The sequence below is a fragment of the Bradyrhizobium cytisi genome (assembly GCF_008123515.1).
Classification (GTDB): Bacteria; Pseudomonadota; Alphaproteobacteria; order Rhizobiales; family Xanthobacteraceae; genus Bradyrhizobium; species Bradyrhizobium cytisi.
Genome location: NZ_VSSR01000065.1, coordinates 61217 through 81855 on the forward strand (window position 1 = coordinate 61217; position 20639 = coordinate 81855).

The following is a 20639-nucleotide window of genomic DNA, read 5'->3' on the forward strand; positions in this document are numbered from 1 at the left end:
AGGCGGCGCGAGAAACGCCCCGCGCCGGTTGTGGGACTTATAGCCGCCATCCCAAGGGAGTCAAGGAAAAGCAGCCGAAAAGGCCCGGATTAGAGGGATTTGGTGCCAATCCACCGCGCGTCCAAATCTGCCGCCGGCCCTGCAACCAACGGGTTCCCGCGCCGTTGTCTCCGCGAATCCGGACACGGGCAAGGGCCTTCCATGGCAACGGACGAATTGGTCGCGACCACGGGCATCGCGCAGCACGGCGCGGTCCGGCTGCCGTCGGTCGATATCGACAGCCTCAACGTCGAGCTGAAGGACGAGGACGGCTTCCTCGGCGACCGCGCCAGCAAGGGCGCGTTCCGGGAGATGCTCGACCGCTGGCGCAAGCCGCTGCGCAAATCCGGCGAGGACCCGTTCGGCAAGGAGCCCTCGGACCAGATCAGCAAGAAGACCCTGGATGCGATCCTGGTCGGCGACGACACCGAGGCGTCTGCGATCGTGCACAGCGCAATCGAGGAATTCGCCCAGGAGCTCGCCTATGTCACGCGGCGCTTCCTCAAGACCAAGGCATGGGCCAGGACCGAGCGCATCGTGGTCGGCGGCGGTTTTCGCGACTCCCGGCTCGGCGAGCTCGCGATCGCGCGCACGCAAATCATCCTGAAATCCGAGGATTTCAAGATCGACGTGATGCCGATCCGCGCCCATCCCGACGAGGCCGGCATGATCGGCGCGCTGCATCTGGCGCCATCCTGGATTCTCGAGGCGCATGACAGCATCCTCGCGGTCGATATCGGCGGCACCAACATCCGCTGCGGCCTGGTGGAAACCGGCTGGAAGAAGGCCAGGGACCTGTCGAAGGCCAAGGTCGCGAAGTCCGAGCTGTGGCGTCACGCCGACGACGAGCCGACGCGCGAGGGCGCGGTGAAGCGGCTCGCCAAGATGCTGAAGGGGCTGATCACCGAGGCCGAGGCAGACGGCTTCAAGCTCGCGCCCTTCATTGGCATCGCCTGTCCCGGCGTCATCAACCCGGACGGCTCGATCGAGAAGGGCGCGCAGAACCTGCCGGGCAATTGGGAGAGCAGCAAGTTCAACCTGCCGGCGAGCCTGATCGAAGCCATTCCGCAGATCGGCGAGCACGACACCGCGATCCTGATGCACAATGACGGCGTGGTTCAGGGCCTCTCGGAAGTGCCGTTCATGCAGGATGTCGATCGCTGGGGCGTGCTCACCATCGGCACCGGCCTTGGCAATGCGCGCTTTACCAACCGCCACAAGGACGGCGGCAACGGCAAGGACAAGGACCGGGATACTACCGAGAACGGCAAGAAAAAGGGCAAGCAAAACAACAAGAACGACCAGAAGGCCGACAAGGAGTAACCTTGACTGGTTAGGTTAAGGGACGGATTGCGTTGCGGCGGAGCATCTGCACGCTAGGGTCGAATCGTCGCCTCACGCAGGCCTGCGAAGCCGCCCTTCCTGGCCAGCATTTCGATGAGCGGCACGGGACCGCCAGTGTTTACCGCGTCTGGCGGTCCCACCCGTTCTCTTAGAGCATGATGGGATCGGACCGGACTCGCGCCCGAACGATTTCCCAGTGGCCATCCTTCGAGACGCCCGCCGTTGGCGGGCCCTCAGGATGAGGACCAGGTGTGAGGCAGCAGTTTCAACGGGCACCGATGCCGCTTAGCCTCATCCTGAGGAGACCGCGAAGCGGTCGTCTCGAAGGACGAGGCGCGCACTCAGCTCGTACAAAATGCCGTATGCGATCGCCCGTTCGACCAGCCCCCGCTTCAGCTGCCCCTGCCCTTCAGCTCCAGCCGATCCGCTGAAAGAACGCCGCGATTTCCGCCGCCGCGCGATCCGGATCCTCGCGATGCGGAAAGTGCCCGACGCCCGGAAACATCGCCAGATCGAGCTCGGCAAACGTCTCTCCCAGCCGGTCGGTCCAGGCATAGGGAAACAGCGGATCGTGCTCGGCCCAGCGCACGCAGGTCGGCACGTCGATCGGCGGTAGCTGCGGCGCTTCGCCCTTCATCATCGCGATGCGGCCGGCATGCGACGCCCGATAATGCGCAAAGCCGCCGGCGAGATTGCCGTCTTTGAAGAAATTGTCGCCGAAGCTGTCGAGCACGTCGTCGAACGCATCCTTGCGATGGGCCCAATTTTTGAGGAAGTGCGCGATATAGAGCCGGCAGTTCTCGCGGCTCGCGCCGACGAGCCGAGGTGCCATCTCCATCTGGTGGAAAGATTGATACCAGATGTGGTTGAGCCTTTCAGGCGCGGCCATCCGCGGCCCGATGCCGGGATAGACGAAATCGAACAGAAATAGCCCGGCCAGCCGCTCCGGCGCCTGGCGGCCGAGCGGCTGCATCACCGCGCCGCCGACATCATGGCCGACCACGCCAAATCGCGCGATGCCGAGCCCGTCCATCAGCGCGAGCATATCGGCCGCATGGCCGTCCGGCCCGAAAACCCCGTCCGGCTTGTCGCTGTCGCCGAAGCCGCGCAGATCGGGCGCGATCAGCGTGAAACGGTCCGAAAGCCTTGAGATCACCGGCTCCCAGGTCAGCCAGAATTCCGGCCAACCATGCAGCAAAAGCAGCGGTTTGCCCGTTCCAGCGCGCACCACATGGAATTCGGCGCCATTGGCGGAGATCGTCAGGTGCTCCATGGCAGTTCCTCCCGGGACAAGAGCGTTTTCAAGCGAAGTGGACGCCGGTTCGCGTCAAGAAAACGCGTCAAGCAAGAATTGAGCTGGTGCGGGGCTGAAAGAGGCAGCGGATTTTCCCCTTTCGCGCCTTGTCTGGCCCGCCATCCTCGCCTATTAACGCCCCCAACCACAGGGGCCCTGCTCCTACCATGGCGCCTTCAGGAGAGGTGGCAGAGTGGTTGAATGCACCGCACTCGAAATGCGGCATAGGTGCAAGCCTATCGGGGGTTCGAATCCCTCCCTCTCCGCCAATTCAAGAAACCCGCCCCGCTAGCACCGTCCGTACCGTCGCCACGAACGCCTGCGCCGCCGGCGACAGCGATCGGCCCTGCCGCTGCAGCAGCGACACCGGTCGCGTGATGGCCGGCCGCACCAGAGGCCTTGCGATCAGGGTCGGAAACTGATCGGCCGGCAGCATCGTGGCGGGAAGAATGGCAAGTCCCAGCCCCTGAGCCGTCATGGCGAGCGCGGTGTTGATCAGCGCGACTTCATGGGTGGGCGTGAGCCGCTTGCCCTGCGCGCTCAGCGCCAGATCGATTTGCATGCGGATGCGCGTCTCGCGCCGCATCGCGATTGTCGGCCGCTCGGCCAACTCGTCCCATGTCAGCGACGGCTGCGCGGCGAAGTCGGCTGTGCGCCGGCCGATCGCACTCAGCCTGCCGCGGGTCAGGGTCTCGATCGTCATCTCAGGCAATTCACCTTCCACGCTGCCGATCGCGAATTCCGCGTCCGTCGACATCATGCGTGGAACGAGATCGTCGGCCGCCATGTCGCGCATGTCGATCTCGATGTCAGGAAAGCCTGCGCGGAATTTTGCCAGCACCGGCGGCAGCAGCGCCGAGGCCGCGCCGGCCGACGCCAGAAACGCAACGCGGCCGGCGCGCGCCTGCGCGAGGTCGCGCATGCGTCGTGACAGGCCGAGCGCATCGCTCAGCATCCGTTCGGCGGATTGATAGGCCTCGTCGGCCGCCGGCGTCGGCTGCACGGAGCGCGTGGAGCGGTCAAACAACCTGACGCCGAGCTGGACCTCGAGCTGCTGGATCAGGAGGCTTGCGGCGGATTGCGTGATTCCCAGCTCGCGCGCCGCCCGCGTGATGCTGCGCGTACGATACACGCCGGTAAAGGCCCGCAGCTGCCGCAGGGTGACGTTCATAGGCAAAGCTCATGAATTGATGAGTTCTTTCCGGCTAATCTTATAACCGAGCCTGCAATAAAATGCATGCTGCGCAAGCGGCAAAGTTCGCGGCCTTGGGATGGAGACAGACCGTGAGGACACAGGTCCTGATCGTGGGTGCCGGCCCGGTCGGATTGACCGCGGCGATGGATCTGGCCTCGCGCGGCATCGACGTCGTCGTCGCCGAGATCCGCCATGCCGGTGATCCGCCCAACGTCAAATGCAATCACGTGTCGGCGCGCTCGATGGAAGTGTTCCGGAGGCTCGGCATGGCGACAAAGCTGCGCGATGCGGGCCTGCCCGCGGACTTCCCGAACGATTGCTCCTACCGGACCACGGCGACCGGCATCGAGCTCTGCCGTATCGACATTCCTTCCCGCGCGCGCCGCTACAGCGCGACCGGCGGCCCCGACACCTGGTGGCCGACGCCGGAGCCGCCGCACCGGATCAATCAAGTCTATCTCGAGCCGATCCTGTTCAGCCACGCCGCCGCCCAGGCGGGCATCACTATTCTGGCGCGCACGGAAATCACTGAGATCGAGCAGGACGATGACCACGCGGTTGCGCGTGCGCGCAATCTCGACAGCGGAGAGACGCTTCGAATCGAAGCCAGTTTTATCATCGGGTGCGACGGCAGCCGCTCGTTGGTTCGCAAAGCGATTGGAGCAAGCCTGTCCGGAACGCCGGTGATTCAGCGCGTACAATCGACCTTTATCGAAGCGCCGCAACTGAAGGAGTTGATGGGGGCGCACAAGCCGGCCTGGATGGTGCTGTCGCTCAACCCGCGACGCTCGGGCACGACGGTGGCGATCGACGGTCACGACCGCTGGCTGATCCACAACCACCTCAGGCCCGACGAGCCCGAGTTCGACTCGGTCGATCGCGACTGGTCGATCCGCGCCATTCTCGGCGTCGACGAGCGTTTCGAATACAAGATTGTCAGCAAGGAAGACTGGGTCGGGCGCCGGCTGGTGGCCAATCGCTTCCGCGACCGCAGGGTATTCATCTGCGGCGACGCCGCGCATCTGTGGATGCCCTATGCGGGCTATGGCATGAACGCCGGCATCGCCGACGCCGTCGATCTCTGCTGGCAATTGGCGGCGCATCTGAACGGCTGGGCGTCCGCTGCGATGCTCGACGCCTACGAGGCAGAGCGCCAGCCCATCACCGACCAGGTGTCGCGCTTTGCGATGGACCACGCGATGAAGATGATGGCGCAGCGCGGCGGCGTATCGGCGGAGATCGAGGACCACACGCCGCGGGGCCACGCGGCGCGCGCGGCACTGGCCAAAGCAGCCTATGATCTCAACGTGCAGCAATATTGCTGCGCCGGATTGAACTTCGGCTATTACTACGACACCTCGCCGATCATCGCTTATGATGGCGAGACCCCGCCGGTTTACGCGATGGGCAGCTTCACCCCCTCCACCGTGCCGGGCGCACGCGCGCCGCACGTTTTCCTGCGCGACGGGCGATCACTCTACGACGCATTCGGTACGGGCTACAATCTCTTGCGGTTCGATCCGGCGATCGATGTGGCACGATTGCAGTCCGCCGCAGAAGCGCGTGGCGTTCCGCTCACACTGATCGACATCGCGCCGGACGAGGCCAACGGCGCCTATGCCGAGAAGCTCGTGCTGGTGCGGCCCGACCAGCACATCGCCTGGCGCGGGCAGGCGACGCCTGAAGATCCACAAGCATTGTTGGCGCGTCTCACCGGCGTGGCGGCGTAAGCAATTCATAAAAGAGACCAGGGAGGAGAGCGTGTTTCACGTTGCAAGGCGCCGCATTCTGGCCGTGCTGTCGGGTGCGGTTCTCGCCGCGTTGCCGCTACAGGCAGTCGACGCGGCCTATCCGGAGCAGTTGATCAAGATCATCGTGACCTTCCCGCCCGGCGGCAGTGCCGACACCGTCATCCGCGCGCTCGAGCCGCTCGTCACCGCCGAGCTCAGGCAGAGCCTGGTGATCGAGAATCGCGCCGGGGCCGGGGGCAATATCGGCATGGCGGCTGTCGCGCAGGCCAAGCCCGACGGCTACACGCTCGGCGTCGCGCCGGCGGGCGCGCTGACGGTGAATCCGCACCTCAATTCGTCGATGCCGTTCGATCCGAAGGATCTCGCGCCGATCACGCTGCTTGCGGAAATTCCGTTCGTGCTGGTCTCGTCGGCCGACATTCCCGCGCACAACGTTGCGGAGGCGATCGCACTCGCCAAGGCGAAGCCCGGCGCGCTGTCGATCGGCCATGGCGGCAATTCGACGGCGATGCATTTGACGGCCGCGCTATTCACGCAGAAGACCGGGATCGACATGGAGCTGGTCCCGTATCGCGGCACGGCGCCGGCGTCGGTCGACGTTCTCGCAGGCCATGTGCCCTTCGCGGTGCTGGACATTCCTGCGTCGATGCAATTGATTCTCGACGGCAAGCTCAACGCAATCGGCGTGTCTTCGGCACGCCGTGTTCCGTCCCTGCCCGACGTGCCGACGCTCGCCGAGAGCGGCATTGCGGGCTTCGAATCCGTCGGCTGGTTCGGGCTGGTCGCTCCTTCAGGCACGCCTCCGGACATCGTCGTCAGACTGAATGAGGCCTTCGTAAAAGCCCTGAAGGACCCATCGGTGGCCGGGAGGATCCAGACCCTCGGCGCAGAGCCCGCCCCGACGTCCCCGGAAGAGTTTGGCCGCTTCATTCAGAGCGAAAGCGCGAAATGGGGCAAGCTGATCAGCGAGGCCGGCATCAAGGCGAACTAGCGCTGCCGTTTCGAGTTACGTTGACAATGCACAAAATTGCGCGGCGCGCCCGACCATGAGCGCGCCTGAACTAGGTAGCGTGTCACACGAACTGGAAGCGCCGCCCAGCCGCGTCCGCTTCGATGAGCTCAACAGCGTCAGTGCCGATCAGGCGCTTTGCAATGATGACATCGTGCTCCTGTTTTGCCCGACGTGTCAAACGCCGCGCGAGGTCATCCGAAATCGCCGACGCTGCGGTCGCCACTTATCTCTGCCGACCTCCGAAAGTGTGACTGGAAACCTGCCGGCAGTGTCGCCAACAACTCGCGCCAGTGTCGATTCCGACCCTCCACCACCCGGCGTGCGCCACTCTCCAAATTTCGTCCACCGCCTCAGATGCTTCGCCAGCAGCAGCGCGCCTCGCGCCGGCAGCCGCCGTCTACTGTGCATGGGGTTGTTTTCGACATTTTTGTTGTCAGGCTGGGAACTCCCCCTCGGTGCGGTGATAGGTTGAACCTGCCGCCGGCGCGATTCGACCAACATCCCGCGGCCGGCAGGGAGCCAGCCGCAGGCCAGCCGTCAGGTGATCCACCACGATGTTCGACAAGACCTATCGGCAACGGCTCGAAGCTGATCTCGCGCAATGGGAAGCCGATGGCGTGATTGCGCCGGCGGCCGCCGCCTCCATTCGTGGTGCGCTGCCGCCGCTGTCGCCGGGCATCAACATCGCGGTGATCGTTGCCATCGTCGGGGGCCTGTTGATCGCGGCCGCCTTCCTTGCCTTCGTCGCGGCGCATTGGACCGAGATCGCGCGACTGTTGCGGTTCGCGATCCTGCTTGCCGGCATGATCGTCGCCGGCGGCCTCGGGGCGTGGTTCGTGGCGAGCGGCCGCATTGTTCTCGCCGACCTCTGTTCGAGCATCGGCGCGATCATCTACGGCGCAGGCATCGCGCTGGTCGGCCAGATGTATCATCTCGGCGATGATTTTGCCGGCGGCATGCTGTTGTGGTCGATCGGCGCATTTGCCGCGGCGCTGCTGACCGGCTCGCGCGGCGCGCTTGCGGTCGGGCTCGCGGCCGCCTGCATCTGGACCTGCATGCGCGCCTATGATGCGCCGGACGCCCTTCACCTTCAATTCGTGGTGGTCTGGCTGATCGCCGCCGCTATCGCGCTCGCGTGGCATTCCCGGGTCGCTGCCCATCTCGTCGCGATCGCGGTGCTGCCGTGGTGGATCGCGACGTCGCTGCGCTTCGACTTCGAAGGTGTCCAGCCGTCCTTCGTGCTGGCGAACGGCGCGGCCCTGCTGTTCGGCGCCGGGCTCGCGATCGCCGCCGTGCCATTGCCGCGGGCGCGCGGGCTTGGATCCGTCCTGGCGATCTATGGCGCGTTCGCGCTGGCCGTCGTCGCCTTCCTGGAGGTGACAACGGTCGACGATCTCTTCCGCCTTCGGACAAGCACGACCGCGGCCCAACCATCGTGGGCGATCATGTGCGGCGTCGCGGGTGTGGTGCTCGCGCTCGCATCCGCCGGCGTGACCAAGCGTGTCGGCGAAATCCTCGCGGCCTGCGCGATCGGGCTCGTGCTGATCGCCGCGCCGGTCTGGCCGGCATCCGCGGCTGGCGAGCCCTGGTTCGCTTATGCCGCGCTGCTCTGCGCCATGCTGTGCCTCGTCGTCTCCGGCGTGCTCGACGATGTGCGTCCGCGGATCGTCGCCGGCTGGCTCGGCATCGCCGGCGTCATCGCCGCGATCACCTGGGCGGTGAAGGGCTCGCTGCTGCGCCGCTCGGCCTTCCTGGCAGTGGCGGGCGTCGTCGCCGTCGTCTTCGCAACCGCGCTCAATCGCGCGCTGCCGAGGGCTGAACGATGATCAGGCTCACCGCGCTCTGGCACCGTATCCCGAAGCCCGTGCTGTTCGGTGCCGCCATCCTGCTGCAATGCGCGCTGCTGGTTCTGATGGTCGCCGACCGCGTGAAAATCCTGCGCGAAGGCCGCGAGGTGACCTTGCAGACCCGGCCGCTCGATCCGCGCGATCTCCTGCGCGGCGACTATGTCGTGCTCGGCTACGACATCTCGCAGGTGCCGGCAGGTGCGCTCGCCGGCCAACCGACCGCCGAGCGTAACCCGATCGTGTTCGTCAAGCTCGCACCTGATGCCAACGGCCTCTATCAGGCGGTTTCCGTGCATGCCGCGCCTGTGACGGTCGCGGCGCCCGAAGTGCTGATCCGCGGCCGCGTGGTTTATTCCTGCGGTTCGAGTGGCCGCACCCTCTGCGACAAGCTGCAGATCAGATACGGCCTCGAAAGCTATTTCGTGCCGGAAGGCGAGGGCAAGACGCTCGAGCAGGCCCGCAACCAGCAAAAGCTGCGCGTCGTCGCCGCCGTGCTGCCCTCAGGCCGCGCCGCGATCAAGCGGCTGCTGCTCGATGGCCAGCCGGTCTATGAGGAGCCGTGGTACTAGCGGTTAGGCTGCGCGCCCAGCGCTCGCCGCAGCACGTCCCAGATCCGCGGATCGCTCATATGCGCCACGTTGAAGCGCATGGAATTCGACGCCGATTGCGACACGCTGAACACGTTGCCGGGCGCGAGCACCACGTCCTCTTCGAGCGCGGCGCGTGCAACGGCGGTGGCATCATGCCCGTCGGCGAGGTGGCACCACAGGAAGAAGCCGCCGCGCGGCATCAGCCAGGGCTCGATCCCCAATGCCCCGAGTTTTCGCGCGACGTCGCGTCGGGTGCGCGTGAGCTTTTGCCTGAGCTCGTCCATGTGCTTGCGATAACTGCCGCCGGCCAGCACCTTTGTGATGATCTCGGTCGCGACCGGGCTCGGGCCGCCAAAGCTGATGGCGACCTGGAGGTCGACGAGATGCTCGACCCAGTCGGCACGCGCGGCGATTTAGCCGCAGCGAACCGAGGCCGAGAGCGTCTTGGAGAAGCTGCCGATGCGGATGACGCGGTTCAGGCCATCCAGCGCGGCAAGGCGCGGCGATCGCTCCGGCTCGAAGTCGCCAAAAATGTCGTCCTCGATGATGGTGAGGTCATGCGCGGCGGCCGCGGTCAACAGCCGGTGCGCGGTCTGGAGGGAAAGCGTCGCGCCGGTCGGATTGTGCAGCGCTGAATTGGTGATGTAGAGCCGTGGCCGTTCGCCGCTAAGAATCTGTTCGAAGCGCGCGACATCAGGGCCCGACGGCGTGTAGGGCACGCTGACGATGTTCGCCTGATGCGCGCGCAGCAGCGCACGAAAATTGAAGTAGCAGGGATCATCGACCAGCACGGTGTCGCCGGGACGAAGCAGGAAGCGGCAAATCAGGTCGGTTGCCTGCGTGCCCGAACCCGTCAGCATCAGCTGGCCGATCGAGACCTCGATCTCGTCCTCGGCGAGGCGCGCGAGAAGCAGCCGGCGCAGCGCAAGCGAGCCGGATGTCGAGCCGTAATTGGTCAGCACGCTCGCGTCGGTGCGGGCAAGCGCGCGGGCGGCGCGCCGCAACGCTGCTTCCGGCATCCACTCCGGCGGCAGCCAGCCGCAACCGGGTTTTGGCACGGCCGCATCGGCGTCGAGCGATTGCCTGGAGACCCAGAACGGATCGACCGCCCGATCGCGGCGCGGCTCGACCTCGGTCAATGCGAGCGGCGGCGTGACCATCGGCGACACATAGAAGCCCGCCCCGCGGCGCGCGCGGATCAGGCCTTCGGCTGCGAGGCGATCATAGGCTTCCACCACTGTGGACGGCGAGACGCGCATCGTGGCGGCAAGGCTGCGGATCGCCGGCAGGCGGTCGCCGGCACCAAGCGCGCGTCCGGCGATCTTGGCGCGGATCGCGCTCATCACGTCTATGGTCCGGGTGCCGCCGCGCCCCTTCGTTCGCGCTTCGATGTCCAAGGTGTACTGCCTTCCACACCAATACAGATTGGCCGGATTGTACTGGATTGTCACTGGTCTCGCCACCGCCGAAGGCCGAAGATGGCAACTCAAAAAGTGGGACGGACATGCAATCTGCGGGCAGCGGCTGGGGCAACGGGCTTCTCGGCGTCATCATCTTCAGCGGCTCGCTGCCGGCGACGCGCGTCGCGGTCGGCTGCTTCTCCGCGCTGTTCCTGACGTCGGCGCGGGCAATCATCGCGGCGCTGATCGGTGCGGCCGTACTCGGCTTGCTGCGCCAGGCGTGGCCGGCGCGCCGGGATCTCGCCTCGTTGACCATCGTCTCCATCGGCGTCGTGGTCGGCTTCCCCTTGCTGACGGCGCTGGCGCTCCAGCACATCACCTCGGCGCACTCGATCGTCTTCATCGGCCTGCTGCCGCTGTCGACCGCGATCTTCGCCGTGCTGCGTGGCGGCGAGCGGCCGCAGCCGCTGTTCTGGCTGTTCGCAATTCTCGGCAGCGCCACGGTGGCAGGCTTTGCCCTCTCGAATGACGGCACCGCATCAGTCGCCGGCGATCTCCTGATGGTGGCCGCGATCGTGCTCTGCGGGCTCGGCTACGCCGAGGGTGCCGCGCTGTCGCGCCGGATTGGCGGCTGGCAGGTCATCTCCTGGGCGTTGCTGTTGGCGCTGCCGCTGATGCTGCCCGTCATGGTCTGGACCTGGCCGTCGACATGGAGCGACGTCGGTGCGTCGGCCTGGATCGGGCTCGCTTATGTCTCGATCTTCAGCATGTTCGTCGGATTCATCTTCTGGTATCGCGGGCTAGCGATCGGCGGCATCGCTCGCGTCGGCCAGTTGCAGCAGCTGCAGCCCTTCTTCGGCCTGGCGCTCGCAGGCTTCCTGCTGCACGAGCCAGTCGCCTGGAGCATGGTCGCCGCGACCGCGCTCGTCGTCGTCTGCGTGTTCTTCGCGCGACGATATGCCTGAGGCCCTCGCGCTTCACTCTTGCCCCATCACCGTCCGCGTCAGCGCGCTTCTTGCAAATTTCTTCAATGGCATCGGCTTGCCGAACAGATAGCCCTGCACGAGGTCGAAACCGAGCTCGTTGGCGGCCACCAGGTCGGCTCGGCTTTCGATTCCTTCGGCGGCCGTGCGCACACCGTAACTCTGCGCGAGCTCGACGATATGACGGCACACCGTCCGCTTCAGGCGATCATTGCCGCAGCCGGTGATGAATTGCCGGTCGGCCTTCAGGTTGATGAAGGGGATATTGTCCAGGCCCATCAGCTCCGGCCAGTTGGCGCCGAGATTGTCGATCGACAGGCCGATATTGTGGAAGCGCATTTCGCGCGCAGCTTCGGTGAGGAATTCGATGTCGTGGATCGCCTCTTCGCTGGCGATCTCGACTGTCAGTCCGCCGAAGGCCGGATGCGTCGGCACGCGGCGGCAGAGATCGCGCACGGCCTGCGGCTCCCTCAGGTAGGGCGCAGGCAGGTTGATCGACAGATCGACTGCGCTCTGCCGCTCCAGGAGATAGTGCCAGTCCTGCAGCGCGCGCTCGATCACGAACTCCGAGAGGGCGCGGAAATGCGGATCATGGGCCTCGGGAATGAAATAGGCCGGCGGCACCACACCCCAGGTCGGATGCCGCATCCGCACCAGCGCCTCGGCGCCGCAGCGGACCAGCGAGCGCGCGTCGATTTTCGACTGGTACCAGAGCTCGAGCCAGCCCGCATGCAGGGCCTCGCCGACATGCACGGCCGGGCTCGGTGCCGGCTCCTCGGGCAGCAGCATCGCCACGCGCTCGCGCAGCGTCTCCGCGGCAAAGGGCGTTGTGAGCGGCGGCAGCATCGCAAGTCCATATTCCTCGCCGACCTGCTGTACCGCCTTCAGGATGATCGACTCGCGGGCGCCGACCGCTACCACCTTGCCGGCAAAGGCCTCGCGCACCAGCGTCTCCAGAAATTTTCCCGGCTCGATGCCATCAGCGGCGACGCCGAACAGGATCAGGTCCGGCAATTCGCTGGCGAGCACCGTTTGCAACTCGTCCGCGCTGCCGCATTCGCTGGTGACGAAGCCGAGATCCTCGAGCACGTCGCTCAGGAAGGCGCGCAGATGGCGCTTGCCGTCGGCCACGCAGGCGCGCGGCGTCACCTTTCGCCGTCCGAAGGTCTTAGGCCTCCGCTCGGCGACTTCACTGATCCCATCACTCATCGCACACCACTCCCGTTTCGTGACGGTGGTGTTACCGATATGAGCGGATTCAAATATGGAGAGCTTCAGTCGATTGTCGAATTATCCGGGTAACGTTAAAGCCGCCATCATATGTAAAATTGTCCGGATTATCTTCGAGAAGATTTCACTTTCGCCGGCGTTTTGCGCGCAGCGGCGCGGCAATCGCTGAGATTTCCAAGAGGACGCCGACCGCACGTGAGCGCAGCCGGTGTCCTGCAATTGGACGAAGCTGCGCGCGCTTCGCCCAAATCAATAACGCCGGTATCAGTTGGCCGTCGCCTTTTCGTGCTCGGCCACGCCGACGGCCTCGTAGTCATAGGTCGGATAGAATTCGGTGCGGTACGGCCCCCAGGCGGTGTCCTCGATGATGCGGTTGACCTCGCGCAGCCGCGAGGCCGGCAGCCGCAGCGTGACCACCTGGCCGATCCCCATCATCACGTACCAGCTCACGACCTCCACGCCCGCCGGTGGAAAGGCTTTGCGGAAGCCTTGCCTGTCGAGCTGCGCGTTCAGCTCACTGAGCGGACGCGACTGGTCGTGCTTGAAGAAGACGGTGAGCAGCACGGCATTGTCGGCGGTCGGCGCGGCGTTGCCGGAGGGCGGTGCCGTCTGCGCCATCGTCGCCGGTGTGAGCGCGCATGCGCCCGTCAGCCACGCCGTCACCATCAACACCAGTCGGATTGATCTCATCGCCTATCTCCTTCCCAATGCAGCATGCGATGCATCGGAGAATAGGAGCGATACGTTCAGTCCACGAATTCATTTTCGCGCGATGCGCGCATGTTCCCCCGCCGCGCGTGTCAGTCATGCGACAACTCGCGCAGGCACCGGGCCGACAAGTGTGAAGCACCTCACATGCGTCTTGCTGCACCTGCGCTATTGGTCCACCTAGCCGGTGGTGGGCTGTCAGGGATTGCAGCTATGACGACGCGGCGATTGATCTATTGGTGGTTCAGGTTCGTGATGTCAGGGCGATTTCTCGATCGCTTCCTGTGCCTGCCGCACGCGCCCGAATAGCGGGGAGACATTTTCTGTTTGAGCATGATCTTGTCGGAAAACCGCTTCACATTTTTCCGGATCATGCTCTAAGTCGCCCCGATCAATTTGCGAAGCGCCGCCGCGCCGTCCTGCACGGCGTCGCGGCCCTTCCAGGCCAGATAGCTCAGCTTGCCGCCCAGCGTTTCCTGGCTGCGCAGCCGGCGCGATCCGAGGATGTGACCGACATTGGCGGGGAAGCGGCTGACCTCGGCCGACACCAGCGCCGCGATCGCATCCATCAGTTGCTGAAGCCGGGCGCCCCATTCGCTCTGCTCGATGCCGTCGATGCGAAGCTTGAGCGCGTGTTCGGCCTCGTAGATTTCGGTGAGCAGGTCGCGCGCGACGAGGAAACGGTTGTGGCGAAGTGCGATCCGCAGGGCGAGGCGCTTGTCGTCGAGCCGGTCGAGCACCATGGGAACGACGCAAGCATAGGGCGCCGCTGCAATGTCGGCGGCGCTCTTGCTCGCGGCCGCATTGGTCGCAAGGTATGCGAGCTGCCAGAATGTCTTCAGGCGCCTCGCCACCAGCGCCAGTGCAAAAGGCAGCGCATTGGGATTGACCTTCTTGAACGCGTCGAGCCGCGCGGTGATCTGGGCGACCTGGCCGTCGTCGAATTTCGTGATGGTCTCGGGCAGCTTCGCGTTGAACTTCGGCAGTGCGTCGCCGGCGCGCAGCACCTGCTGCATCTTCTTCACGTCGTTGAAGGCGGTGCGCGAAGCCGTGTATTGCGCGAGCTTGCCGCGCGCGAACTCTGTGCTCTCGGCCGAGGCGAGCGTGTTCTCGAGCACCTTGACGACCTTGAACTGAAAGGTCGTCGCGATCTTCAGCACTTCCTTGGGATTGTTGGCGGTGACCTGGTCGTTGATCGCCTTGACGTAGTCGCGCGCCATGGTCGGCAGCAGGTCGCGGCAGATCCATTCCCAGATCGGGGTGAGCGTGTTGCGCGAGATCCGTCCCGCATTGGCGTGCTCGGGCGCGCCGTCGATCAGGAGCAGCTCGAGCGGCGCGAAGAAGTAGCGCGAAGGATTGGTGGCGCGCGCCTGGTTCGATCCGTCCTTGCGGAACTCGGCGCGCAGTTTTGCCTGCACGCCGGCCGATCCCGGCATGTCGATGCCGCACGATTCGAGCCGCTCGAGTTCGCTCAGCAGACAGCTGCGCGACAACGGCGTCAGCTTCTGCAGGAACTCCGAAAGCTGGTCGACCTCGTCCATGGCACGCAATCTCTCGCAACGATTCCAGCAGGCCTGCCGGCGGCCCAGTGCATGGAGGCATTTGCGCGCTCTCAATTGTGACAAAGAGAAGCAGGCCGCCGTTAATTTATCCGTAAAATCCGGGGCGCCGCGGGCAAGCGAGTCGCGATCGTTGAGGATGCCCCCGGCGCTCTGCTCATGATTTAGGCAGGTTTATCAACCCTGACATGGTCAAATATCCCAGTCTGCAAGCATAAATTGTGCCTGCGTCGCCTTTTCAGCACAGAAGCGACGAAATCGCCGTAGTCTTACGGAGAAAAAAGTTAACCACAGACCGCCCCGGGTTCCGCTACACAAGTCACATGGGGTCACAGAACGATACGGTTGCTGATTCGCGGCCGTCGGAATGGTTCGAAAGCAGCACTGCTCCGACCGAAGAGCTCGATTTCGTCCGGCTGAATGCCGCCCGCGCCAAGGCGGCCGACGAGATGGCCGCGGCCATCGCCCGCGAGCTCAACGGTCCCCTGACCGCGCTCCTGCTCTACATGGGCGAGATCAAGCACCACAGCGACCAGCTCGCGCCCGTCTCGGCGGACCGTGCCTATTTGCAGCAGGTGGTGGAGAACGCACTGGCGCAGACCGAGCGCGTCTGCGGCCTGGTCAAGCAGCTCGCCGGCTCTCACAAGGGCGCGTTGCCTGCGCCGTCCACAACCGAGGATGCCGAGTCGAGGGCCGGCCGCGTGCTGCCGGCGCCGCGCGAGGCGGGCTCCGAATTATCGAGCCTGTCGGGCAAGCGGCTGACCAAGCGCGAGCGTGAAGTGCTGCGGCTGATCAGCGAGGGATTTTCGAACAAGCAGGGGGCGCTGCGGATGCAGATCAGCCCGCGCACCTTCGAGAGCCATCGGGCCGAAGCGATGCGCAAGCTCGGCGCGCGCAACACCGCGGACCTTGTCCGCGCGGCGCTGCTGCATTCGATCGATTGAGGCCGTCGTCTGGCGCCGCCTGGTAGCGGCGCGGTCGCGCCTAAAAATAATCCTCGGCGAAGGGGCGCACGCGCGAATTGGACCGCCGCGCCTTCGGCTCTTCCTTCGGGGCACTTGGGATGATGGTGATGGTCCAGCGCGGCGGGATGGTCGAATCCTGCTCCAGCACCGAGCGGACAAAACCCGTCACCGTGGACTCGCCCGCCTTCACCGTGGCCATCCGGCCGTTGAACTGCGCGATGCGGAAGCGACGGACCTCTTTCTGGTCCGCAGTCTCATAGGTGAACATGGAAACCCTCCTGGTTTCCGGCGACTATCGCCACCTATGATTAGTCATCTGTGAAAATTGCAAACCGTATAAGTACGGCGGGTGCAGGCGGCGATGGTCAGTCCTGCGGTTCCTGCGCCTTCGCGGCGGTGAAAGCCTCATCCATCTGCTGCCGTAGATCGCTGAATTCGGCGTCGTCCAGGGTGCCGGCGGTGCTCTCGAGCCGCAGCGCCAGCGCCGCGAGCCTGAGATAGCCGAACGTCCTGGCCGTGCTCTTCAGCGAATGCGCCTCGCGCGTGATCCGGCCACGATGCTGGCCGAGCGCGAGCGTATGAAACAGCTTGAGCCGCGCGCTCGTCTCGCTCCAGAACACCGCGCGCACTTCACAGGCGCCGTCCTCGCCGATCTCGCGCACGAGCACGATGAACGCGCCAGGCTCGCGCAGCGGTTCAAGCTCGCGCAGGGGCGCGGTAGGGAGCGCGCCCTGCGCGGGCGCGAAAGCGGCGTCGAACATGGTGTCCCGGTCCCCGTGATGCGCGTCGCGGTGCGAGGCGTCCGGGACATCTACGCTATCCCGATTTCGGTTCTGGTCACCAGATAGGCTGTGTTTGCAAGCGGCGTTAAGCACTTGCTTTACCATGCGCCGCAAGCACCTGCTTGACCATGTGCCGCGCGCCCGTCAGGGCCCGAGCAGCCGGTCGTACTGGGCCTTGACCGTGGCGTAGCATTCGCACGCCGTCTGGCGCAGCCCCTCCAGATTGAGGATCTGGATGTGTCCGCGGCTGTAGTGGATGAAATTGGCCTGCTGCAAGGTATTGGCGACCAGCGACACGCTGTTGCGCCGCGCCCCGATCATCTGCGCCATGGCCTCCTGGGTCAGCAGCAGCCGGTAGTCGCCCGACAAATCATGGGTGTGCAGCAGGCAGCGCGACAGCCGCGCCTCCACCGGATGCGCTGCGTTGCAGCCCGCGGTCTGCTGCACCTGCGCGTAGACCGCGAGCCCGTGGCGCGTCAGCAGCGTCCGCAGGGTGGAGCTCTGTTCGGCCGCCATGCGCAGCCGATCGAGGTCCATCACCGATGCGACGCCGGGAACCAGCACGACCGCCGTGTTCAGCGCGCAGGCATCGCCCATGGTCGAGAGTGTCCCGAGCAGGCTGTCACGGCCGATCATGGCCACCTGGACATGCTCGCCCTTGGCAAGTTTCACGACCAACGAGATCACGCCGCGGTGCGGGAAATAGGCGCGCTTGAGCGTCTCGCCGGTTTCGACCAGCACCGCATCATGCGGCAGATCGACTGTGCGCAGATGTGCACGGATCGATTCATAATCGTCTGCCGACAGTGCTGATAGGAAACCGTTGGATGGGCGTACCATCGTTTCCAAATCTGCCTCCCGTCTCCTCCGCCGGAGGAACGCCCGCCCCCGCATTCGCTGTCCTCGGCAAGTTCCATCATGTTCGCGGCGGGATATATTGGCAATTGGTTCGTTGTTCACAGCTGCGCCCATCGCCTTGATACCCGCTTGATGTGCACGCTGCATGCAGCCGAGGTCGCCTCCGTGCCCGCCGATCGATGATTTCGAGTAGGCGTGTCGCAGCGCTACGCCTTCACCCAAGACAGTCTTTCTGACCAATTCAGTCGCGATTGAGATGAGAGCGCAACAGAGCGAAGTCGGCAGCATCGAGCATTCGCAGCAATTGGTTGGGCGCTGGTCCGCTTGGCTGCGCGCCAAATAGATATATCTTATTGGTTGTGTTGATGTCTATATACCCGTTGAAGGGCAGACAGCCTGCCGCATTTTCGGCGGAAATGAGAACTGCGCGCTGATTCGTGCGTGCGCCCGGCGAGCCAGTCCTGCGTCATCAACCGGGAATGAGTGGCAAGGGGGCCTTCATGAGCCGGAAACGGGCAATCGACGGCAGGCATTGCATCCGCATGTTCATCGGTTGCCAGCTGCTCCGCACCACCTTTCTCCCTCGTCGATTCTTTTCAGCCGTCAGCAATTGCCTCGCGCCATTGCGTGACCTGGCCGCAGATCTCGCGTTCTTCCTGTTCGCGTGCTGCACAAGTTCGACTGTGCGCGCGGACATCACCATTTCAATGCAAGCGAGAGGAGAACGGCGTGCGCTACGGTGCAATTATTGAATCGCCGAAACGAGAAACTCGAACGACGACAGAAAGCTCGCGCCATATTCTGGTCGTCGACGACGACCCGATGGTGTGCATAGCCATCGAAATCTATCTCCAGCGAAACGGTTTTCGGGTGACGATTGCCGACGGGGGAGAAGCGGGACTTCGCGCGCTCGAGCATCAACAGTTCGACCTGATGATCGTCGACATCTTCATGCCGCATATGCGCGGCTTCGAATCGATCCGGTTCTTTCATGACCATGCACCCGCCATTCCGCTGATCGCGATGTCCGGCTACGCCTTTGCAGATCTGAACTCGCCCGCGCCCGACTTCCTGAGGATGGCGCTCGAGCTCGGCGCCGCGCGCTGCCTGCGCAAACCGTTCACGCCGAACGCGCTGCTCGCTGCCGTCAAGGACTGTCTTGCCGAACGTCATGCCGCTGCTGCGCGGCTGGGTTAGCGCGTTATTGTCCGCGACGCTCGCGAGGTAAGAATCCGTTTACCGCGAGCGCGATCCTTGCGGATTTCAGCACAACATCGATAGACGGTCGCAGAGGCGATTTCGGTCGCGCGTGATTTGTTTCAATTCGCGCGGTCCGTGCATATCTCCCGATTCTGGCGGGATTTTTCTGCGCCTATCCCGGCGCTGTTATCGGCGCGTTTACCTGTTGCGCTTTCGGCCCGATGCCGCATGCGGGATTCGCCGAAAACCGCAGCCTCGCGCGGTCGAACAGCAAACTTCGCTTCAATATCCGTATTAGCACGGAGGATGAAATTAACGGGACCGTGAAATGGGTTGTCTAACGATCTAGGAGCGGACTTCCGCCGATCCCAAGCGCGGTGCAGGCGTCGAGGTCAGCTCAGTCAAGGCGTAGCTCATGGATGATCTGTTACGGGAGTTTCTGACGGAGACCAGCGAGAGCCTGGACACCGTGGACAATCAGCTGGTGAAGTTCGAGCAGGAGCCGAACAACGCCAAGATCCTGGATAACATCTTCCGCCTGGTCCACACCATCAAGGGTACGTGCGGCTTCCTCGGACTGCCGCGGCTCGAAGCGCTGGCGCATGCCGGCGAGACGCTGATGAGCAAGTTCCGCGACGGCATGCCGGTGACGGGGCCGGCGGTGACGCTGATCCTGTCCTCGATCGACCGCATCAAGGAGATCCTCGCCGGCCTGGAGGCGACCGAAGCCGAGCCCGAAGGCACCGACCGCGACCTCATCGACAAGCTGGAAGCGATGGTCGAGCAGGGCATGGCGGCAATGGCTGCGGGAGCTGCTGCTCCTGTCGCTGACGCGCCGCCGCTGGTGCCGGACGCCCCCATTGCCGCGGCGCCTACTGCCGCCAAGGAGCTGACCACGGGCGCGCTGATCGACCAGACCCTGGAGCGTCCGCTGCGTCCGGGCGAAGTGTCGCTCGACGAGCTCGAGCGCGCCTTCCGCGAGACCGCGATCGAAGCGCCGGCGCCCGTTGTCGAGGTCAAGGCCGCGCCCGTCGCTGAGGCGCCCGCGCCTGTTGCCAGGGAAGCTGCCAAGGAAGCTGCCAAGCCGCCCAGGGAGAAGGCCGCGCCGAAGAAGTCGATGGCCGACGAGGGCGCCAGCGAAGGCGACCGCATCGCCAACCAGTCGATCCGCGTCAACGTGGATACGCTGGAGCATCTGATGACCATGGTCTCCGAGCTGGTGCTGACCCGCAACCAGCTGCTCGAGATCTCAAGGCGCAACGAGGACACCGAGTTCAAGGTGCCGTTGCAGCGCCTGTCCAACGTCACCGCCGAGCTGCAGGAAGGCGTCATGAAGACGCGCATGCAGCCGATCGGCAATGCCTGGCAGAAGCTGCCCCGCATCGTCCGCGATCTCTCGAGCGAGCTCGGCAAGCAGATCGAGCTGGAGATGCACGGCGCCGACACCGAGCTCGACCGCCAGGTGCTCGACCTGATCAAGGACCCGCTCACCCACATGGTGCGCAACTCCGCCGACCATGGCCTCGAGACCCCCGCCGAGCGCACCGCCAACGGCAAGGGCGAGCAGGGCACCATCCGGCTCTCCGCCTACCATGAAGGCGGCCACATCATCATCTGCATCGCCGACAACGGCCGCGGCCTCAACACCGAGAGGATCAAGGCCAAGGCCGTCTCCTCAGGTCTCGCCACCGAGGCCGAGCTGGAGAAGATGTCGGAAGCCCAGATCCACAAGTTCATCTTCGCCCCGGGCTTCTCGACCGCGGCCGCCATCACCTCGGTGTCGGGGCGCGGCGTCGGCATGGACGTGGTCCGCACCAATATCGACCAGATCGGCGGCACCATCGACATCAAGTCGGTCGCCGGCGAAGGCTCCTCCGTCACC

18 protein-coding genes, 1 tRNA gene and 1 pseudogene are annotated in these 20639 nt (G+C 64.8%); 10 read left to right on the forward strand and 10 right to left on the reverse strand.

The window, feature by feature from the left end; translation table 11 throughout:
• The first annotated feature begins 201 nt into the window (after positions 1-201).
• On the forward strand, positions 202-1362 hold the full coding sequence (locus FXB38_RS33030; RefSeq protein WP_148755154.1) for an ROK family protein: 1161 nt from the start codon (positions 202-204) through the stop codon (positions 1360-1362).
• A 430-nt stretch (positions 1363-1792) separates the two neighbouring features.
• Here the strand turns inward: FXB38_RS33030 and FXB38_RS33035 are convergent, their stop codons facing one another.
• A complete protein-coding gene (locus FXB38_RS33035; RefSeq protein WP_148755155.1) occupies positions 1793-2656 on the reverse strand; it encodes an alpha/beta fold hydrolase in 864 nt (287 codons plus the stop codon).
• A 200-nt stretch (positions 2657-2856) separates the two neighbouring features.
• On the opposite strand from FXB38_RS33035, the gene FXB38_RS33040 reads away from it, so the two are divergent.
• A tRNA-Ser gene (locus tag FXB38_RS33040) sits at positions 2857-2946 on the forward strand.
• Positions 2947-2948: 2 nt separating this feature from the next.
• Here the strand turns inward: FXB38_RS33040 and FXB38_RS33045 are convergent.
• Complete coding sequence (locus tag FXB38_RS33045) at positions 2949-3848, reverse strand: LysR family transcriptional regulator (protein WP_148755156.1); 900 nt, start codon at positions 3846-3848, stop codon at positions 2949-2951.
• Between the two features lie 62 nt (positions 3849-3910).
• On the opposite strand from FXB38_RS33045, the gene FXB38_RS33050 reads away from it, so the two are divergent.
• Together FXB38_RS33050 and FXB38_RS33055 are read left to right on the forward strand one after the other, a co-directional pair.
• Entirely contained in the window at positions 3911-5602 is a 1692-nt protein-coding gene (locus FXB38_RS33050) for an FAD-dependent oxidoreductase (protein WP_148755157.1), read from the forward strand.
• 31 nt (positions 5603-5633) lie between these two features.
• Positions 5634-6614 (forward strand): Bug family tripartite tricarboxylate transporter substrate binding protein, encoded by a 981-nt coding sequence (locus tag FXB38_RS33055; protein ID WP_210250973.1) that lies wholly within the window; start codon positions 5634-5636, stop codon positions 6612-6614.
• An 82-nt stretch (positions 6615-6696) separates the two neighbouring features.
• Here the strand turns inward: FXB38_RS33055 and FXB38_RS43140 are convergent, their stop codons facing one another.
• The gene (locus FXB38_RS43140; protein WP_187435306.1) at positions 6697-6858 is read right to left on the reverse strand and encodes a hypothetical protein; all 162 of its coding nucleotides are present in this window, start codon (positions 6856-6858) and stop codon (positions 6697-6699) included.
• A gap of 331 nt (positions 6859-7189) precedes the next feature.
• Between FXB38_RS43140 and FXB38_RS33060 the strand changes: the two genes are divergently transcribed.
• The gene (locus FXB38_RS33060) at positions 7190-8461 is read left to right on the forward strand and encodes a DUF2157 domain-containing protein (RefSeq protein ID WP_148755159.1); all 1272 of its coding nucleotides are present in this window, start codon (positions 7190-7192) and stop codon (positions 8459-8461) included.
• The gene (locus FXB38_RS33065) at positions 8458-9051 is read left to right on the forward strand and encodes a GDYXXLXY domain-containing protein (RefSeq protein ID WP_148755160.1); all 594 of its coding nucleotides are present in this window, start codon (positions 8458-8460) and stop codon (positions 9049-9051) included. Before FXB38_RS33060 ends, FXB38_RS33065 begins: the two co-directional genes overlap by 4 nt.
• Here the strand turns inward: FXB38_RS33065 and FXB38_RS33070 are convergent.
• Positions 9048-10415: pseudogene (locus tag FXB38_RS33070) on the reverse strand (aminotransferase-like domain-containing protein). The gene FXB38_RS33065 and the pseudogene FXB38_RS33070 overlap by 4 nt on opposite strands.
• Positions 10416-10576: 161 nt before the next feature.
• Here FXB38_RS33070 and FXB38_RS33075 point away from each other — a divergent pair.
• Positions 10577-11437 carry a DMT family transporter gene (locus FXB38_RS33075; protein WP_148755161.1) on the forward strand — a complete coding sequence of 287 codons (861 nt, stop codon included), beginning with the start codon at positions 10577-10579 and terminating at the stop codon, positions 11435-11437.
• Positions 11438-11449: 12 nt separating this feature from the next.
• On the opposite strand, the gene FXB38_RS33080 is transcribed toward FXB38_RS33075, so the two are convergent.
• From FXB38_RS33080 to FXB38_RS33090, 3 genes are all read right to left on the reverse strand, one after another.
• Positions 11450-12664, reverse strand: coding sequence for an EAL domain-containing response regulator (locus FXB38_RS33080; protein ID WP_148755162.1), 1215 nt, complete (start codon positions 12662-12664; stop codon positions 11450-11452).
• A gap of 285 nt (positions 12665-12949) precedes the next feature.
• Positions 12950-13375 (reverse strand): hypothetical protein, encoded by a 426-nt coding sequence (locus FXB38_RS33085; protein ID WP_148755163.1) that lies wholly within the window; start codon positions 13373-13375, stop codon positions 12950-12952.
• A 395-nt stretch (positions 13376-13770) separates the two neighbouring features.
• The gene (locus tag FXB38_RS33090; RefSeq protein WP_148755164.1) at positions 13771-14934 is read right to left on the reverse strand and encodes a hypothetical protein; all 1164 of its coding nucleotides are present in this window, start codon (positions 14932-14934) and stop codon (positions 13771-13773) included.
• A 341-nt stretch (positions 14935-15275) separates the two neighbouring features.
• Between FXB38_RS33090 and FXB38_RS33095 the strand changes: the two genes are divergently transcribed.
• On the forward strand, positions 15276-15896 hold the full coding sequence (locus FXB38_RS33095; RefSeq protein WP_148755165.1) for a helix-turn-helix domain-containing protein: 621 nt from the start codon (positions 15276-15278) through the stop codon (positions 15894-15896).
• A 40-nt stretch (positions 15897-15936) separates the two neighbouring features.
• Here the strand turns inward: FXB38_RS33095 and FXB38_RS33100 are convergent, their stop codons facing one another.
• From FXB38_RS33100 to FXB38_RS33110, 3 genes are all read right to left on the reverse strand, one after another.
• Positions 15937-16185 (reverse strand): hypothetical protein, encoded by a 249-nt coding sequence (locus FXB38_RS33100; RefSeq protein ID WP_148755166.1) that lies wholly within the window; start codon positions 16183-16185, stop codon positions 15937-15939.
• Positions 16186-16282: 97 nt separating this feature from the next.
• Complete coding sequence (locus FXB38_RS33105; protein ID WP_148755167.1) at positions 16283-16678, reverse strand: Hpt domain-containing protein; 396 nt, start codon at positions 16676-16678, stop codon at positions 16283-16285.
• A gap of 165 nt (positions 16679-16843) precedes the next feature.
• Entirely contained in the window at positions 16844-17539 is a 696-nt protein-coding gene (locus FXB38_RS33110) for a Crp/Fnr family transcriptional regulator (RefSeq protein WP_187435307.1), read from the reverse strand.
• A gap of 765 nt (positions 17540-18304) precedes the next feature.
• On the opposite strand from FXB38_RS33110, the gene FXB38_RS33115 reads away from it, so the two are divergent.
• Together FXB38_RS33115 and FXB38_RS33120 are read left to right on the forward strand one after the other, a co-directional pair.
• Entirely contained in the window at positions 18305-18754 is a 450-nt protein-coding gene (locus FXB38_RS33115; RefSeq protein ID WP_430640201.1) for a response regulator, read from the forward strand.
• Positions 18755-19172: 418 nt separating this feature from the next.
• Positions 19173-20639, forward strand: a 1467-nt coding sequence (locus FXB38_RS33120) for a chemotaxis protein CheA (RefSeq protein WP_148755169.1), incomplete at its 3' end; no start/stop codon positions are given.

Bases quoted from the DNA above. Each gene is read 5' to 3' on its own strand.
- FXB38_RS33075 (WP_148755161.1), top strand. From the start codon at position 10,577: ATGCAATCTGCGGGCAGCGGCTGGGGCAACGGGCTTCTCGGCGTCATC.
- FXB38_RS33095 (WP_148755165.1), top strand. From the start codon at position 15,276: ATGGGGTCACAGAACGATACGGTTGCTGATTCGCGGCCGTCGGAATGG.
- FXB38_RS33035 (WP_148755155.1), bottom strand. From the start codon at position 2,656: ATGGAGCACCTGACGATCTCCGCCAATGGCGCCGAATTCCATGTGGTG.
- FXB38_RS33065 (WP_148755160.1), top strand. From the start codon at position 8,458: ATGATCAGGCTCACCGCGCTCTGGCACCGTATCCCGAAGCCCGTGCTG.
- FXB38_RS33050 (WP_148755157.1), top strand. From the start codon at position 3,911: ATGCATGCTGCGCAAGCGGCAAAGTTCGCGGCCTTGGGATGGAGACAG.
- FXB38_RS33080 (WP_148755162.1), bottom strand. From the start codon at position 12,664: ATGAGTGATGGGATCAGTGAAGTCGCCGAGCGGAGGCCTAAGACCTTC.
- FXB38_RS33045 (WP_148755156.1), bottom strand. From the start codon at position 3,848: ATGAACGTCACCCTGCGGCAGCTGCGGGCCTTTACCGGCGTGTATCGT.
- FXB38_RS33110 (WP_187435307.1), bottom strand. From the start codon at position 17,539: ATGGTACGCCCATCCAACGGTTTCCTATCAGCACTGTCGGCAGACGAT.
- FXB38_RS33030 (WP_148755154.1), top strand. From the start codon at position 202: ATGGCAACGGACGAATTGGTCGCGACCACGGGCATCGCGCAGCACGGC.
- FXB38_RS33100 (WP_148755166.1), bottom strand. From the start codon at position 16,185: ATGTTCACCTATGAGACTGCGGACCAGAAAGAGGTCCGTCGCTTCCGC.
- FXB38_RS33105 (WP_148755167.1), bottom strand. From the start codon at position 16,678: ATGTTCGACGCCGCTTTCGCGCCCGCGCAGGGCGCGCTCCCTACCGCG.
- FXB38_RS33090 (WP_148755164.1), bottom strand. From the start codon at position 14,934: ATGGACGAGGTCGACCAGCTTTCGGAGTTCCTGCAGAAGCTGACGCCG.
- FXB38_RS33085 (WP_148755163.1), bottom strand. From the start codon at position 13,375: ATGAGATCAATCCGACTGGTGTTGATGGTGACGGCGTGGCTGACGGGC.
- FXB38_RS33060 (WP_148755159.1), top strand. From the start codon at position 7,190: ATGTTCGACAAGACCTATCGGCAACGGCTCGAAGCTGATCTCGCGCAA.